The following is a 16,705-nucleotide window of genomic DNA, read 5'->3' as shown; positions in this document are numbered from 1 at the left end:
GCCACGGCCCTCGACACGGCGACGGTCGAGGCCATCAAATCCGCCTGGGATGCGCACCTCGTGCTGCTGTTTCGCGGGCAGAAGCTGAGCGACCCGGATCTGCTCACCTTCAGCCGGCACTTCGGCGAGCTGGATCCGCCGGGCCCCAACCCCTACGGCACCACCTTCCTGCCCGAGTTTCCGGAGATCAACGTCATCTCCAATGTCAAGGACGCGCAGTCGCGCCCGATCGGCAACCTGGGTGCCGGCGAAGCGGTGTGGCACGCCGACATGACCTATATCGAAACGCCGCCGAAAGGGGCCATCCTCCACGCGCTGGAGGTACCCGTCGGTCAGGGCGACACCCATTTCGCCAACATGGTCAGAGCCTACGAAGACCTGCCGGCCGAGCTGAAACGCGCCGTCGAGGGCAGGAAAGCCATCCACGACGCCGCCCACAACAGCGCCGGCATGCTGCGCAAGGGCTATGAGGAGATCGACGATCCCCGCAAGACCCCCGGCGCCCACCATCCCCTGGTGCGCGAAGATCCGGCGACCGGGCGACGCGCGTTGTTTCTCGGGCGCCGGCCCCACGCCTATGTCATCGGCATGGAGCCCGCCGAGAGCGACGCCCTGCTCGACCGGCTCTGGGCCCATGCGACCCAGGAAAAGTACGCCTGGGTCCACAAGTGGCAGCCCGGCGACCTGCTGATGTGGCAGAACCTTTGGATTCTCCATCGCCGGGACGGCTTCGACGACAACGCACGGCGGATCCTCCATCGCACCCAGATCAAGGGCGACACGGCCATCGCCGGTTGAGTTGTTCGCCCTGCCACGGACCGGATCGGTGCGCTAGTTTTGTCTACAATATTCAGAGGGGATGGGCGTTCGACCTGATCTTTAGCCTAAGTGTTTCTCAAGATTCTGGGATTTCAGGGCCATCAGGATCAAAAACTTTGCTTCTTGATGTTCCGTTTTGTTGACAATTCTTGGCAAACTCAAGCATCCTAGTCGAACCGCGCGCCGGTGGATGCCGGCGGCAACGAGCAGCCGTTCAGCCGCGATGCGGCGAGAGGACAAGCCGGTCCAGAAACGAGGCCGGTACCCGAACGGGTCACCTTGGGAGGAAAACATGAAAAGCAGCTTCAAGAGCCTGCGCCGTGGCGTCCTGTTGGCCGCAATCGGTGCCTCGCTTTCCTATGCCGGCCCGGCGGCAGCGCAGGATGCCGACACCTATCCCTGCAATATCGAGGTCGTCATCCACTCCAGCTACGGCGGCGGCACCGACACCACGGCGCGGATGATGATGATCCGCACGCGCCGCGAACTGAAGACCGACATGGCCGTCGTCGCCCACCGTGGCGGCTCCGGCGCCAAGGCGCAGAACTATGTGCTCGGCAAGCCGGCGGACGGCTGCACCGTGATGGCGCTGACCCAGTCGCACCTCTACACCATGGCCCGCGGCAAGTCCGACATGAAGATCGACGACATCATCGGCGTGGCCCGCGCTATGGACGACCCGACCTTCATCGTGGTCTCCGGCAAGGGCGACATGAAGACGCTGGACGATCTGGTGGCCGCGTCGAAAAAGGCGCCGCTCAATTGGGGTGTGGCCCAGATCGGCGGTACCGAGCACATCGGCCTGGCCCAGTTGGCCAAGGTTGCCGGCTTCAAGTACAAAGTGGTTCCCTTCGGCTCCGGCGCCCAGATGGTGCAGGCGCTGCTGTCCGGCGCCATCGACGCCACTCTGCCGAACGTCAGCGAAGCCGGCGCGCAGGTCGAGGACGGCTCCTTCCGCGCCCTCGCGGTGATGGCGGAGAAGCGCCTGGCGGACTACCCCGACGTGCCGACCACCTTCGAGAGCGGCTTTGAGGTGAAGACTTCGACCACCCGCGGCTATGCGGTGCTGGCCTCCACGCCCAAACCCATGATCGAGAAGATCTCGGCGGCCATGGTCAAGGCGATGAAGCACGGCACCTTCGCCAACTACCTCTCCAGCGCCGGCCTGAAGCCGGAGGACAGCGTTGCCGGCTGGGAGGTCTGGGACAAGCACCTGAAGGAAGAGTACCAGAAGGCCGCCCAGGCCCTCGAGGAACTGGGGCTGAAGAACCAGTAGTCCGGCCGCATCTCCGCTTCTGGGAGGGACTCATGCCCAATGAGGCAGAGAAGGCCGGCGACATGGAGGGCGCGCGTTCGGCCGGCCCGGCCGCGCGCCTGATCCATCCGGTCGATGCCGGCCTGGCGCTGATCATCTGGGCGCTGGTGGCCTGGCTCTACTACGAGACGACGCAGTTCGAAGAGGTCTCGTTCCTGTTCAGCCAGAACGTGCCGCCGCAGATGTTCCCGCGCATCCTGCTGATCCTCATTGCCCTCCTGGCTCTGGCCATGCCCTTCGAGCACCTGCTGCTGAAGCGCAAGGGCAAGGACATCGACAAGGGCCGGCGGGTGCCGGTGAAGGGCATTGCCTGGATCACCATAGTGGCCCTGGTGGGGATCGTCGCCGCCGCGCCGCTGCTCGGCACCCTGCTCACCATGGTGGCGATCTGCCTGGTCATCCCCTTGCTCTGGGGCGAGCGCCGCCTGCAGATCATTCTGCCCTTCGCGGTGATCTTTCCACTCTGTATCGCGTTTCTGTTCAACATCGTCCTGGGGGTCTTCTTCGACCCGGGCGTCGTTGGCCTTTCCATCCGATAGGGGGCCATGATGGAAGCCGTTGTCCAAGGCCTCGGGCTGCTCCTCGAACCCACCAACATCGCCCTCATCCTGGGTGGCGTGGTGATCGGCGTGCTGGTCGGTGCCCTGCCGGGGTTGAGCTCGCCGATGGCCATCGCCTTGCTGATCCCCTTCACCATCCAGTTCGAGCCGGTGCCGGCGATCTCGATGATGGCGGCGCTCTACTGCGCCGGCACTTTCGGCGGCTCGATCACCGCGATTCTGATCAACGCACCGGGGGCACCACCAGCCGCGGCCACGGCGCTGGACGGCTATCCCATGGCCAAGAAGGGTCAGCCCGGGCGCGCCCTGGGCCTGGCCACGGTCTCCAGCGTGACCGGCGGCATCTTCAGTCTCGTGATCTTCATCTTCGCCGCCCCTCTGCTGGCCTCCGTCGCCCTGGAGTTCCGCCCGCCGGAATACTTCGCCCTGGCGGTCTTCGCGCTCTCCATGCTCGCCTCCATGAGCGGCAGGTCGTCGCTGCGCAACCTGATCTCCGGGGCCGTCGGCGTCTTGATCGGCACCATCGGCGTGCATCTGACCACCGGCGTCGAGCGCTTCACCTTCGACATTCCCGAACTGACCGAGGGCATCCACTTCGTGCCGGTGCTGATCGGCCTCTTCGCCCTGGGCGAGATGCTCAACCAGTCGCAGGCCCTGGACAGTGCCTTCGAGCGCATCCGCGCGACGGCCACGAAGCTGCCGAGCCTGAAGGAGTTGAAGGAACTCAAGTACACCATCCTGCGGTCCTCCGGCCTCGGCACCTTCATCGGCATCCTGCCGGCCGAAGGCTCCACCGTGGCGGCCATCATGGGCTACAACGAGGCCAAGCGCTGGTCGAAGAAGAAGGAGGAGTTCGGCACCGGCACGCCCGAAGGCATCGTCGGCCCCGAAGCCGCCAACAACGCGGCCGCCGGCGGCGCCATGGTGCCGACCCTGGCGCTGGGCATCCCGGGCAGCGGCTCCACCGCGCTGATCCTCGCCGCGCTGATCATGCACGGCTTCCGCCCCGGCCCCTATCTGATCAACGAGACGCCGGAGTTCATCTACGCCATCTTCGGCGCGATGATGGTGGCGAACATCGGCTTCCTGGCCATCGGCCTGGCCGGCGCCAAGGTGTTTTCCCTCGTCACCTTCATTCCCAACCGCCTGCTCTGGCCCGCGGTTTTCACCTTCTCGATGATCGGCTCCTACTCCTACGGCGCCTCCATGTTCGACGTCTGGGTGATGCTGATCTCCGGCATCGTCGGCTTCCTCATGCTGCGCCACGGCTTCGCGCCGGCGCCGCTGGTGATGGGCCTGATCCTCGGCAAGCTGGTGGAAGAGACCTTCTCGCAGTCGATGATCATCTACGACAACAACTTCCTGCGCCTCTTCGAAAGCCCCATCGTCCTGATGTTCTTCGCCTTCACGCTGCTGAGCCTGTCCTCTCCGCTCTGGGGCCTGTTCCGGCAGCGGCGCGCAACCGCCAAAGAGGGAACCTGACGTGGATAAACTGCGATGACCGGCAAGGGAGAACAAAGAGTCGCCATGGTCACCGGGGCGGGCCGGAACATCGGCCGTGCCATCGCCCAGGCTCTGGCACGGCAGGGCTTTCCCGTGGTGGTCCATACGGGCACCGACAAGAATGCGGCTAAGGAAACGGCGCAGGCGGTCGTTGCCGAAGGTGTAGAGGCCGAAGTCGTCCTCGGCGACCTGACTCAAGAAAACACTTCCAAGGATCTGGTTAGCGCGGCGCGGCGCCTGGGAGCCCCGGCGGTGCTGGTCAACAACGCCGCCCTGCGCCGCGCGGTCGATTTCGAGGACATGGACCTGGAGGAATGGCGCGCGGTGCTGGCCACAAACCTGGACGCCGCCTTCCTCTGCAGCCGGGCCGCCATCGGCGACATGCTGGCCGGCGGCTGGGGCCGGATCGTCAACATCGGCGGCATGACCGGGCACTGCGGTGCCGCCGGCCGCGCCCATGTGGTGGCCTCTAAGGCCGCCCTCGTCGGCCTCTCCAAGGCGCTGGCCATCGAGTTCGCCGGCCGCGGCGTCACCGCCAACTGCGTCGTCCCCGGCGAGAACGATACCGTCCGCGGGGCCTCGGCGGGGGTGCGCGCCGGCCATCACGGCAAGGCGCTGCCACCGGTGGGCCGGCGCGGAGAGCCGGACGAGGTCGCCGCGGTGATCGCCATGCTCTGCGGGCCGCAGTCCGGCTACCTCACCGGACAGACCTTTCACGTCAACGGCGGCACCTACCTGCCATGACGCAAGGCCAGCCCGCCATTGCCGAGGTCTTCGCCCGCTGGGCCGCCGATCTGCGCGCCGAAGCGGTGCCGCCGGCGGTGCGCGAGGCGCTGGGCCGGACGCTGATGGACTCGCTGGCGCTCATGGTCGCGGCGCGCCACCAGCCCTACGTGAAGGCCGTGATCGAGGCCGCTGACGGCAGCGGGCCCTGCACCGTCGTCGGGCACAGCGGCGGCTTCGATCCCATGACCGCGGCGCTGGCCAACGGCACCGCCGTCCATGGCGAGGATTACGACGATACCTTCGAGGGAACGCCGGTGCATGTCGGCGCGGTGATGGTGCCGGCGCTGCTCGCCGCCGCGCAACAGCGCAACCTCTCCGGGCCCGACCTGCTCTGCGGCCTGGCGGCCGGGTCCGAACTGATCTGCCGGCTGGCGCTGGTGGCGCCCACGGCGATCCACCGCCAGGGCTTTCACCCCACCGCGGTCTGCGGCGCCTTCGGCGCGGCCGCCGGCGTGGCGACGGCCCTGAGATTGCCGCCGGCCCAGATCGTCTCGGCCCTCGGCATCGTCGGCAGCATGGCCTCCGGCATCATCGAGTACCTCGCCGAGGGGACCTGGACCAAACGCATGCATCCCGGCTGGGCCGCCGGCGCCGGCTGGCGCGCGGCGCGCATGGCCGAGACCGGCTTCCTCGGCCCGCGCAGCGTCTTCGAAGGTGAGCACGGCGCCTTCCACGCCTTTGCGGTGCCCGGCATCCCCCGCGACTTCTCTCACCTCAGCGAGGCCTGGGGCGAGCGCTGGGAGGTGGCGAACCTGGCCTTCAAACCCTATGCCTGCGGCACCATGGCCCAGCCCTTCATCGATTGCGCGCTGTCGCTGCGCGACCGGCTGCCGGACCTCGAAGCCATCGACCACATCGTCGCCAGGGTGGGCGAAGGGACGGTGCACCGGCTCTGGGAACCGCGTGCCGAGAAGATCAAACCCTCGACGCCCTATGGCGCCAAGTTCTCGGTGCCCTACTGCGTGGCCGTCTCCCTGCACGACGGCGGTGCCGGGCTCGGGCAGTTCACCGAGGAGCGCATCGCCGATCCCGCGGTCCTCGCCCAGGCCTCGAAGGTCACCTACGAGATCGACCCGCAGAACGACTATCCCAGGAACTACAGCGGCGAGCTGCTGGTGAGCCTGAAGGACGGCACCGAGCTGACGGCGCAGCAGCCCTGCCTGCGCGGCGGCCGCGGAGCGCCGCTCGACGACGGCGAGCTGTGGCGGAAGTTCACCAGCAACATTCATTTCGGCGGTTGGGACGACAGCCGGGCGGACGCCCTCGCGCTCTTCGCCCGGCAGGCTTTCGGCGGGCCCGACCTTCATGGGCTCAAGGACTTTGCGACCTAGTGCGGCCTTGCGGCCGCGCTGGGATTAAGGAGATCAGGAATGCCTCACATTCCCGCCTCTGACGCTCTCTCTCACATCCGCGTATTGGACGTGACGCGGGTACGCTCCGGCCCGACGGCGGTGCGCCAGCTTGCCGACTGGGGCGCCGATGTGATCAAGGTCGAGCCGCCGGAGAGCCTGGAGCCCGACGGTGCCCTCGGCGCCGCCCGCCATACCCCCGACTTCCAGAACCTGCAGCGCAACAAGCGCAGCCTCACCCTCAACCTCAAGGACCCGGAGGGGCAACGGATCTTCCTGAAGCTGGTCGAGAAGGCCGACGTGGTGGTCGAGAACTTCCGCCCCGATGTCAAGGAGCGGCTGGGCATCGACTACGAGAGCTTGAAGGCGGTCAACCCGCGCATTATCCTCGCCAGCATCTCCGGCTTCGGACAGGACGGCGCCTATGCCGGGCGGCCCGGTTTCGATCAGGTGGCCCAGGGCATGGGCGGGCTCATGTCCATCACCGGCGCGCCGGGCGAGGGGCCCATGCGGGTCGGCATCCCCATCGCCGATCTGACGGCGGGGCTGTTCTGCGCGCTGGGGATCCTCGTGGCTCTCATCAACCGCGACAAGTCCAACGAGGGACAGTGGCTGCACACCTCCCTGCTGCAGGCGCAGATCTTCATGCTGGACTTTCAGGCCGCGCGCTGGCTGACCCGGGGCGAGGTGCCGCAGCAGGCCGGCAACAACCATCCCACCAGCGTGCCCACCGGTGTCTTCAAGACCACCGACGGCGCCATCAACATCGCCGTTGCCGGCGAGGCGATCTGGCGCCGCTTCGCCAATGCGCTGGAGCGGCCGGACTGGCTCGACTGCGACGCATACAAGGACAACGCCTCCCGCCTGGAACGCCGCGACCAGCTCAACGCCGAGATCGCGGCGATCACCGCCACCCGCACGAGCCGCGAGCTGGTGACCCTGCTGCTGGACAGCGGTGTGCCCTGTGGCGAGATCTATCGGATCAACGAGGTCTTCGACGACCCCCAGGTCCAGCACCTGGGCATCGCGCAGGACGCCGAGACCGTGCCCTTCGGCAAGACCCGGCTGGTCGGCCAGCCGGTGGTTCTGACCGAAACGCCGAGCCATATCGTCCAGGCGCCGCCGGAACGCGGCGAGCACACCGGTGAGATCCTGGCGGAAATCGGCTATGACGGCCCGGGCGTGGCCGAGCTGCGCGAGCGGCAGGTTGTTTAAAGGAGAGGACAATGGCAAGCGAGGCGGCAACGGCTCAGGAGAGCCAGAAGATCATCGGCCGGCAGGACGGGCCCGTCGGCCACCTGGTCTTCAACAACCCGCAGAAGCACAACGCGGTGTCCCTGGAGATGTGGGATGCCGTGGAGGCTGTGCTCGATACCTTCGAGGGGCAGGACGAGATCCGCGTCGTCGTGCTGTCCGGCGCCGGCGGGAAGTCCTTCGTCTCCGGCGCCGACATCTCCAAGTTCGAGAAGGAGCGCGGCTCCATGGAAGCCGTGCAGCACTACAACGGGCGCACCAAGGGCGTCTACGAGCGGGTGCAGTTCTTCCCCAAGCCGACCATCGCCATGGTCAACGGCTACTGCCTGGGTGGCGGGCTCAATCTGGCCGCCGCCTGCGACCTGCGCTACTGCTCGGCGAAATCGAAGTTCGGCATGCCGGCGGCGCGCCTCGCCCTCGGCTATCCCTATGCGGCGATCAAGCGCCTGGTCGATGCCGTCGGTCTCTCGGCCGCCAAACAGCTGATGTTCTCCGCCCAGCGCATCGACGCGGCGGAGGCCCATCGTCTGGGCCTGGTCCAGCAGGTCCTGGCCGAAGAGGAGCTGGAGGCCTTCGTCACCGACTACGCCCGGCAGATCGCCGCCAACGCCCCGCTCACCGTCCGCGCCATGAAGCTGATCGCCAACGAGGTGGTCAAGGACCCCGCGGACACGGATCTGGACCTCTGCGAACGCCTGGTCGCCGACTGCTTCGCCAGCGAGGACTACAAGGAAGGGCGCCGCGCCTTCCTGGAAAAACGCGAACCGCAGTTCCAGGGACGCTAGCGGGAGACTTAGGTCCCCTGGCGCCGTCGACGGGGCGCCGATGTCTGCGCCAGCGTGATCTCCTGCGCGCGTTCGGCCTCGACGGCGGCCAGCAGGCGCTGCTTCGCGGCGAGCACGTGGCTCTTCATGCAGACCCCGGCGGCGATGGGATCGCGGGCCTCGATGGACTGGACGATCTGGCGGTGCTCTTCGTTGGAGATGCGCATCGAGCCGAGCTGCAGCAGCCCTTTGCGGCGGAACAGGTGCAGCTCCTTGACCAGGCCCTTGTAGAGCCGCTGCAGGCGCCGGTTGTTGGCAAGGGCCAGAAGGCGGTTGTGAAACTCCAGGTTTGTCGGGTAGTAGCGCTCCAGGTCGCGCTCCGCGGCGGCCCGGTCCATAGCATCGACCAGGCCGTAAAGCTCCCGCACCTGCGCGTCGTCGACGCGTTCGGCGATCAGCCGCCCCATGAGCTCGTCGAGGGCGGAGCGGACGTCGTAGACCTCCAGGGCTTCGCGCAGATCGAGTTCGCGCACGAACACACCGCGGTTCGGAATGGCCACCAGCAGGCCTTCCTGGGCGAGCGCCCGGCAGGCCTCGCGCAGCGGGCCGCGGCTGGTCCCGAAGCGCTCCGACAGGGTGATCTCGTTCACCTTGTCGCCGCCGCGCAGCTCGCCGTTCATGATCATCTCTTCGATCGCCGCCTGCACGCGGTTGGTGAGCGACCCGCCGTCACCCAGCCTGCCTAGAGCGTCATCGTTCACACCCAGTCCTCGACACAAGAGTTCCGAACTTGTCCGTATTGTCGACGATTTCAGGGACGACTTGAAGTCAAAAGATAGTGCTGGAATGCGCAAGTTCTTGCATCAATTGCGCCCCGGCACAGCTCGGCTCTCCGGCGGAGATCTGCTTGCCGTATGCGTCAGATTGTCAACAGACCGGCGGACTGGCCAAGCCCAACCACCCCCTGGCCGAGGGTCTGTACACAATCGGGGGATCCCCCTGAGATCAGAGAGGTGATTCAAGCTCTCCGAGGATAGGAGACTTGGATAGCTCGGGCCCTGTGCCCCAACGCCTGTTCCTTCCAGGCGAAAGTCTGACGGAGATGATTCTCGCAACGCTGGGTCGAACTCGGCATCATCTTCAGTCCATCCTGGGTCCTTCTTTTTCCGGCGATAGGGAACGGAGCAATTCAGTTAAGGGAGGATCAGCATGATAAAGTTTGAGTGGCACAGCGGGTCGATATGTAGAATCGACCTATCAATCTCTTTCCTGATGAAGTTGTGGAACTCGTAGATCTTGTAATTGCCTGAGCGCCATCTAGGGCGAACAGTGAACTTGGATAGCGCAAGCTATTCCAGTGTCGCGAGGTCTGCCAGCCCGTCCAAGTTGCGGATTCTTATGCTACCTCTTGAAAGAGTGATCAGACCCCGGCTCCGCCAGCCCTGCAACGTCTTGTTCGTGGACTCGCGCGTTGCCCCGAGGAAATCCGCCAACTCACTCTGCGAAAATCGGAGACTTCCCGTCTCATCGGAAAACTTGTGATGAAGAATAAGCAGCCTCCGGGCGAGTCTGCCCTCCAGGTTTCGTATTGCCAAGTCCTCGACCTGCTGGGAAACCCACCGCAGCCTCGCACAGAGGATTGCGATCAGATTAACCCCGACCTCCGGACGGTTCAGCATGGCCACTCGAAGTTTCTTTCCCCCAAACCGCAGCAAAGTGGTGTCTTCCATGCAGATCGCGGTCGCTGTTCGCGGACCCCCGTCGAGGGCTGCAATCTCACCGAAGACATCCGGTGGACGCATGACGTTCAATGACAGTTTCTTTCCACTTGGCGAAGTGATGCTGATCTCGACGCTTCCCTTCTCGACAACGTAGATCGCATCGCCGGGATCGTCTTGAAAGAAGAGCACGGAATTACGCCCCAGCCGGACACGCTCGGCAACACTGCCAAGATGGCCCAGGCTCTCAGCGCTGAGATCGCCGATCAGGTCAGAGTAGGCCAGGGCGCTCGAACGTCGGTCCTTATCAGGTTGATCTTCCGCCATCTTTCTTTGCGAGAGCCGGGCTTATTCCATAGGTCCGCTTTTTGCCACACCCGTAGCATAGAAGGAGGCGGAGATGATATGAAGTGCGGTGATGATCTGGCACAACCAGACATTGACCTACGCCTGCAGCGTTGGCGCAGGTTCCCAGCTGCCCATCTTCGCAAAAAATCGCCCGGCAGATCGGACCCCGGTGATTCTGAGCCTGTCAGATATGGCTACAATCTCATCCGGGCTTCTGGCCTCTCTCCGCCCAGCTACCCTCATGGGCCAGAAAACAGGACGCATGAGCCGGAACTGAGCGAGGGAAGGGCCTAAGCTACCGCCGAATCACTTTGGTCATTCGGGAACATCGAAGACTCGACCCTCCATAAACTCGGAAACCGCGCGCTTCAGATCTTCGGGTTTTCCGAGTGAGCTTTAGCGAATGGATCTCGAAGGTCGAGCTTATCGGCGGCCCGAACGTGACGCTCTATGCACGTCTGTTCGGCTCTCTATGCCGGTCAGTCCGTTGAAACCGATGTGGCAGTGAGATCGTCTGGGCGCGCCGCTTCTGCACAGACGCGGCGATAGAGGTCGGCGAAGGCCTGGGTCGGCTGGAAGCCACAACGCTCCACCGGTTGATCCAAAGTGGAATCCTCCTCGCGGGAAAGCCGCTGGAGCAAGGCAATGGCATCCAGTCGCTTCTGATCGACACGACCGGTCGGCAGCCACTCCACAAAGGTATCGATCTCTTCGACCGCCAATCCCCACTCCCTGGCCGCTTCGATGAGACGCGGCCAAGTCCGCTGCGGAAAGTGCAACGACCTCGCGATGGCGATCAGATCCGCGGCTGAGGTCGACAGCACCCTTGCGGCTACGGCGGCCTCGACCGTCGCACGCACATTGACCATTGCTTCCGAAACGACGGGGTAGCCGAGTTCGACCGGCCCGTGACTGACGGCCACTTCGTCCGAGGTGCAGGTCTTATCCCGATAAGCCTCAAAGATCCTGCCGACCCCGATCATGCCATGGCGCGCCAGTTCCGCCGCGCGCAAGGCGCCGAGACTTGCGGCACCGAGAACCAGCGTGCCCCTATCGAGAGCGAAGAGAATCTCCTTGTGGGTAACGGCGAGGCTCTGGTGCATGAGCCCATCAACAATGCCGATGACCTTGGCGCCGTCGGTCACCGCGCGGATCACGTCACCGCGCTGCGCCGGCGGGCGATAGTCCGCGTCGCAGACAGCCATGGCTTCCTTGCGACTCAACGTTGGACCGAGATACACCACCGGCTGGCTCATGCCATCGCCTCGGCAATCGGCAGGATCCTCGTCTGCCGGGCGTTGATCGCTCTCGGACCGGGAACCCTCTTCGGGTGATAGACCACGGTTTCAAGCCCGGGGACCACAACACGTACGACAGCGATCTGCGGAAACTCGGGCCGCGACAAATCCACGGCCGCAACCTGATCGATCCCGGCCATGCGGAAGCGTTCCAGCAGCCATGCCACATCCTCTGTAAACAATGCCGCGTCGGCGTGCGGCACGGACTGGAAGCAGCCTGCTTGCTTGCCACATTCCGCGATCCGCCTGCGCGCCCGTCGAACCCGATCCTCGTCGAGTTTGGCGTCGGGGTCGTCCAGATCGTCCCTGGACCCGACCAGGCATGTGAGACGCGATTGCGCCGCCTCCGTCAACGCCCGTACAAGCGCCACCGCGCGATCCGGGTGGCAGCCGTCACCCGCGATCGGCACGGGAAAAAAGAGCGGCAGCCTTCCGCCCCTTTCAATGATCTCCACGTGAAAAACGGCGACCCCGATATCACTGGTCGCGTCCCAAACCCCAACGGCCATATCGGCCGCGGCGAAGCGGTCCAGGAGGTCGAGGCAATCCGGATCGTCAATCGTAGCCAGGTCAATTCGGGACCCGGACTTGGCTGCTGCGCTCTTGCCATGCCATATCGCAAGTGCGTCGCGTTCGATGACTTCGCAAATGCCGTGCACCAAGGCTTCCTCGAAGCTGTTGCCTGACGCCAGGCCGTTACTGCTGTTGCAGAAACAGCCGTGGCCCGGCTGCGTGGGCAGGCAGTAGTCCGTATGGACCAGGGCATAGGGTACGAGTACGGGTGCCCCATCGTTCATCAGGTCGATTCCTTCGACCCAGGGGATGGGAAGGTCGTCGTGGAGTCGGCCAAGGCGCTGCAACGGCAGCCGCTCAACGTCGAGCATTGGCTGGGCGCCATACAGCTGACTGACCGAAGCGACGGTTCGGGTCAGGACAACGCGCTCGGCATGCCAGGACTCGATCGCCTCCATGAGACCCGATGCGATGGCCGCATCGATATCCAGGCCTTTGCCCTGAGCCACGCCAAACATCCGACCTTCCGGCCGCACCACCATGACGACCGGGATTCCGATCCGGTCCCAGTGTGTCACGTCATCGACAAAGGTGATGCCGAAGTCACGACACAGGGGCCGGATCGAAGCAACGGTCTCTCCTGGCCCAAGCGTGCGATGCGAACCCCGTTTCCAGGACTTCATGCACGACACCAGCTGCTAGGTGCCATCGAGCCCTGTATCATTTCCTGTGACTTCGCTCTCCCCCATATCGTCTGTCACGATCTCAACATTGAAAGCCTGGAAAAGTATCGGCCCAAGGTTCTCTTCGCCGGGACGGGGGCGCGAGGTCGGATACTCGCGAACTGGTAGCTCAAGTGCCTGTCGCTTGGCGTCTTCGATTGCCTTGAACTCTGAGTCTTCAATTCGAACCTCCGTAATCGCCCGCACCTCCGGATCATGTGGATCGATTGCCGCGAATGTCATGTCTTCATCAAGCCTCGAACCCCGAATTCCATTCCTAATGAAGTACATTTCTCCGCCGGCATTAATAAGTAATAGACCAGTCTTGGTGCTCATCTTCTCCCCCTATTGCTAGACAGTGGACCCTCGAGACAGGTAATCGCACGGCCACAAAGCCCCATAGCCAGTGTAGGGGTCGTAGTGACCGGGATGAGTTGCCATCATCAAAATATGTTGTCGCATCTCCTCGTTATTGCGAATTGGTGTTTTGTTGGTCAACTTATGCTTCGAGAACCAACGATGTTTGCTCAGCAGCAAAGCTGCGATGCCGGCCACCCAGGGTGCCGCCATCGACGTACCACTTTGTTTGGCATATGAATTGTCTTTCCAGGTCGACCAAACGCTCTCGCCTGGTGCGCCCACATCTATCTCACCTCCAACGGAGGTAAATCCGGAAGGTTGGCCAAAGCGTGTCACAGCCGCAACCGTAATCACACCACCGAAGCGCGCGGGATAGCCGACGTTTATCTGTTGAAGTCTGCCTCGATTTCCCGCAGAGCAAATGACGATTCTCTTCTTATCCAGGGCATAGTGTATCGCGTCATACAGTTCTTCTGTACCGATGTCCGACTGAATAGAGATAGAAATGATATCGGCGCCCTCGTCAACCGCATCCCGAATCGCCAGAGCTAGATCAACCACTTTTGCGACACCACGATCGATGGGTTTACCGTTATCGTCTTCGCCATCGTGCTTGGTGATTTTGTAGATCATCAATTTGGCACGTGGCGCCACACCGCTGAACCGACCGTCAAGTTCGCTGAAGAGTTTTAGTTTTCTTCCCTTTGCCAACCAGTAGATATTCCCCCAATCGGTTTTCTTATCTGCAAGCTCTTTCTGTGCCTTTACAGCATTTGACTCCCATATCGGCTCGTAAGGGATATACTTTCCCTTTGATTTTTCCTTGTGCCATTTCAATGGGCGCGCAGCTATGATCCCTGCGCAGTGGGTTCCATGCCCATTGAAATCCTGAACGGCGTGGCGGCCACGTGTGATTCTCCTGTTCTCCACTCGGGCGAAGGAATCAAATACGTCGTCAGGAAAGGCTGGATGGTCTATGTCGATGCCGCTGTCCAGAACGGCAACCTTAATGCCCTCACCTTGGAATGACTGCCAGATGGCGTGAAAATCATAGAGCAGCGACGAACGCTCAAGTGACTTGTTGATCTCCTCCCACTTTTCTTTCACCTCTTCGTCAGTTGGAATCTGGAAGGTGTCCTCGTTGACATTCTGGGCAATTCTGGTTTCTACATCTTCCTCATTCATCATCAATTCTCCCCTGTTGATACAGTGGTCGCCCGGCGACCGCGTCGTGTTGGAACACTGTCGCCTTCAGCGATCGGTAGGATCCCAAGTTCGGCGCTCTTCTTGGGCCTCAGCCTTTCTTGCGATCGCTTTTCGAGCGTCATGTAGCCGCGCCGTTTGGCGAGATCTCGTACATCGGCGAACATGATCTGCGCTGCCGCGGGATCGCTCTGCTCGGCGATCTCCGCCAGCAGAAATCGGATCCAGGCTTCGTCCCCCCGCTCGCAGTAGGCCTGCGTCAGTTCGAGTGCCTCTCTAGCCCACCGCCTTGCTTCGTCGATGTTCCCGGCCAGTAGGTGGCCTTGCGCCAAATAGCCGAGCTGTTGACCGAACTGCGGGCGCAGCCGAAGGGAGCGGGCACAGTCGAGTGACTTGACCAGCAGTTCCATTCCTTCTCGAAGCTGCCCGCTTGCGACCAGAGCCGCACCGAGTTCGGACATGACCGCCGGGCGCAGCAGGTTGACCGGCATGGTCAGCGCGATCCGGTGGCCGATCGAGAGGACGCGAATGGCTTCGTCCAAATCGCCGGCCCGCAGGTGGAGGATTCCCACCTCCTGTGTCACATAGAGCAGAGTAAAGGGATGCTCATAGCGTTCTGCGATCGCCATTGCCTCGCCCGCCAGAACCCGGCCGCGCTCGAACTGGAGCAGTTCACCGAGTGTCCGGGCCAGCGCCGAGCGGGCCGCCGCTGAAGCTATCGAAACAAAGCCAAAGCGTTCGCTGATTTGCGATTCGGGAATTGCCTTGATCGACCACTCGAACGGCTCGACGGCAGCAGCATAGTCGCCGCGCGCCGATAGGTGGATGCCCAGCCTGACGGCGGTATTGATACTCAGTTCCGATAAATCAACCTCGCGTGCGATCGCGTGTGCTCGTTCCACGGCACTAATGGCTCCATTCAATTCGCCATTCAGCCAACTGCGGAAAGCCTTCAACGACAATGCACGCACCAACCGTTGCCGGTCCTCCAGCCTCTCGGCCAGAAAAAACGCCTTTTCTGTTTGGTCTGAGACTTCCGCATGATCGCCGCGCGCGAAGTGCGCGCTGATTTGCAGAAAGAGCAAGTCGATCCTTTTGCGACTTGTATCGTCGCTATCCTCAAGGTGGCGCAGGGCTTGGTCCGCATTGCCACAGGCAGCCAGGGCGTCGCCACTTGCCGACTGCGACATCGCCCGTTCCGCAAGCTCCGACCAGCAACGGAATGCTTTTGCCCAAAGCTCCCCGCCCAGCGCATGCGCTGCCACAAGCGCCAGCGTTTCTGTCGATCGGAGGTCGTCCAGGGCCTCGATGGCTCCAACGATGCGCTGATGCAGTGCCGTCTTGCGCCATGCAGCCAGACTGTTGTAGGCGACATCCCGCGTCAGGGCATGGCGGAATCGGCAACTTGACGCCGGCTGGGCCGAGACACCGCTCAGCAACTCAAGGTTCCGTAGCCGGTCGAGGCTGCTGTGCAATTGGCTGGGTTGCATCTCGGTCACGGTTTCCAACAGGCGCAGATCGACAACCTCACCAAACGCCGATGCGCTCCGCAGGACCAGCTTGTCCTCGTAGGAGAGACGATCGATACGCGACGCAATTGTCGCTTGTACCGTTGGAGGAATGAGCGTCTCGGGCAGCGAGCGCGCCAGATGTTGTGCGCCGAGAGAGCCGAGAAGGACACCGGAATGGCGAAGTTCGCGAATGATCTCCTCTATGAAGAAGGGATTGCCATCGGTGAGCACCGTGATCTGGGCCTTGAGCGGCTCAAGTTCCGGGTCCGGGCCAAGGAGGTTTGTCAGCAGCTCTTGCACACTCCTCTCCCACAGCTGCTGCAAAGTGAGCTGGGTAAAGGGTGCATCGGGTGGCGCAGCGAATTGAAGATGGGGCCGATGGGTGAGCAGCAACGCCAGACGCGTCGACTGCAACTCACCAGCAAGCGCGGTCAGCAGGGCAATTGATTCCTGATCCGCATTGTGCAGATCCTCTATGATCAAGAGCGTGGGCTGACTGTTCCCAATCTGCTTCAGAACGGTAATCAGGGCCGCCTGAGTGCGCTCATGCCGTTCCTTAGGCTGCAGGTTCTCCCATCCCTGGTCGTCGCCCAACGCATCCAGGCAGGCAAGCAAGGGGACCAAGCACCCGAGAAGCTTGGGATCGAGGTCGTTCAAGTCGGATTTGACTCTCTCCTGCACC

The 16,705-nt window shown here is 63.2% G+C and carries 15 protein-coding genes; 8 read left to right on the top strand and 7 right to left on the bottom strand.

The genetic code is table 11. The features are described 5' to 3' along the window. The 8 genes from Q0996_RS02960 to Q0996_RS02925 all read left to right on the top strand — a co-directional run. A partial coding sequence (locus tag Q0996_RS02960) for a TauD/TfdA family dioxygenase (RefSeq protein WP_299615826.1) occupies window positions 1–798 on the top strand: 798 nt, incomplete at its 5' end. A 313-nt stretch (window positions 799–1,111) separates the two neighbouring features. Then, window positions 1,112–2,095, top strand: a complete 984-nt coding sequence (locus tag Q0996_RS02955; RefSeq protein WP_299615824.1) for a tripartite tricarboxylate transporter substrate binding protein — start codon at window positions 1,112–1,114, stop codon at window positions 2,093–2,095. A gap of 32 nt (window positions 2,096–2,127) precedes the next feature. Further along, the gene (locus tag Q0996_RS02950) at window positions 2,128–2,673 is read left to right on the top strand and encodes a tripartite tricarboxylate transporter TctB family protein (protein ID WP_299615822.1); all 546 of its coding nucleotides are present in this window, start codon (window positions 2,128–2,130) and stop codon (window positions 2,671–2,673) included. Between the two features lie 9 nt (window positions 2,674–2,682). Then, window positions 2,683–4,176, top strand: a complete 1,494-nt coding sequence (locus Q0996_RS02945; RefSeq protein WP_299615820.1) for a tripartite tricarboxylate transporter permease — start codon at window positions 2,683–2,685, stop codon at window positions 4,174–4,176. Between the two features lie 15 nt (window positions 4,177–4,191). Then, window positions 4,192–4,941, top strand: coding sequence for an SDR family oxidoreductase (locus Q0996_RS02940; protein ID WP_299615818.1), 750 nt, complete (start codon window positions 4,192–4,194; stop codon window positions 4,939–4,941). Next, on the top strand, window positions 4,938–6,314 hold the full coding sequence (locus Q0996_RS02935) for an MmgE/PrpD family protein (RefSeq protein WP_299615816.1): 1,377 nt from the start codon (window positions 4,938–4,940) through the stop codon (window positions 6,312–6,314). The genes Q0996_RS02940 and Q0996_RS02935 overlap by 4 nt, the downstream gene beginning before the upstream one ends. A 39-nt stretch (window positions 6,315–6,353) precedes the next feature. Further along, the gene (locus Q0996_RS02930; protein ID WP_299615815.1) at window positions 6,354–7,547 is read left to right on the top strand and encodes a CaiB/BaiF CoA-transferase family protein; all 1,194 of its coding nucleotides are present in this window, start codon (window positions 6,354–6,356) and stop codon (window positions 7,545–7,547) included. Between the two features lie 11 nt (window positions 7,548–7,558). Next, the gene (locus Q0996_RS02925; protein WP_299615813.1) at window positions 7,559–8,371 is read left to right on the top strand and encodes an enoyl-CoA hydratase; all 813 of its coding nucleotides are present in this window, start codon (window positions 7,559–7,561) and stop codon (window positions 8,369–8,371) included. A gap of 8 nt (window positions 8,372–8,379) precedes the next feature. Here the strand turns inward: Q0996_RS02925 and Q0996_RS02920 are convergent, their stop codons facing one another. The 7 genes from Q0996_RS02920 to Q0996_RS02890 all read right to left on the bottom strand — a co-directional run. Further along, the gene (locus Q0996_RS02920; protein WP_299615811.1) at window positions 8,380–9,111 is read right to left on the bottom strand and encodes an FCD domain-containing protein; all 732 of its coding nucleotides are present in this window, start codon (window positions 9,109–9,111) and stop codon (window positions 8,380–8,382) included. 588 nt (window positions 9,112–9,699) lie between these two features. Continuing rightward, the gene (locus Q0996_RS02915) at window positions 9,700–10,395 is read right to left on the bottom strand and encodes a Crp/Fnr family transcriptional regulator (RefSeq protein WP_299615809.1); all 696 of its coding nucleotides are present in this window, start codon (window positions 10,393–10,395) and stop codon (window positions 9,700–9,702) included. Window positions 10,396–10,895: 500 nt separating this feature from the next. After that, window positions 10,896–11,672, bottom strand: coding sequence for a TfuA-like protein (locus tag Q0996_RS02910; protein ID WP_299615807.1), 777 nt, complete (start codon window positions 11,670–11,672; stop codon window positions 10,896–10,898). Further along, a complete protein-coding gene (locus Q0996_RS02905) occupies window positions 11,669–12,910 on the bottom strand; it encodes a YcaO-like family protein (protein WP_299615805.1) in 1,242 nt (413 codons plus the stop codon). Before Q0996_RS02905 ends, Q0996_RS02910 begins: the two co-directional genes overlap by 4 nt. A gap of 15 nt (window positions 12,911–12,925) precedes the next feature. Further along, window positions 12,926–13,285: a hypothetical protein gene (locus tag Q0996_RS02900; protein ID WP_299615803.1), complete on the bottom strand. Its 360-nt coding sequence runs from the start codon at window positions 13,283–13,285 to the stop codon at window positions 12,926–12,928. 15 nt (window positions 13,286–13,300) lie between these two features. Next, window positions 13,301–14,494: a S8 family serine peptidase gene (locus tag Q0996_RS02895; RefSeq protein ID WP_299615801.1), complete on the bottom strand. Its 1,194-nt coding sequence runs from the start codon at window positions 14,492–14,494 to the stop codon at window positions 13,301–13,303. A 2-nt stretch (window positions 14,495–14,496) separates the two neighbouring features. After that, on the bottom strand, window positions 14,497–16,705 hold a 2,209-nt coding region (locus Q0996_RS02890), incomplete at its 5' end, for a hypothetical protein (RefSeq protein WP_299615799.1).

The organism is Pelagibius sp., assembly GCF_028289705.1.
Taxonomy (GTDB): Bacteria; Pseudomonadota; Alphaproteobacteria; order Kiloniellales; family Kiloniellaceae; genus Pelagibius.
Note: the sequence above shows the minus strand (reverse complement) of the source record. Positions and strands in the feature narration are given on the sequence as shown.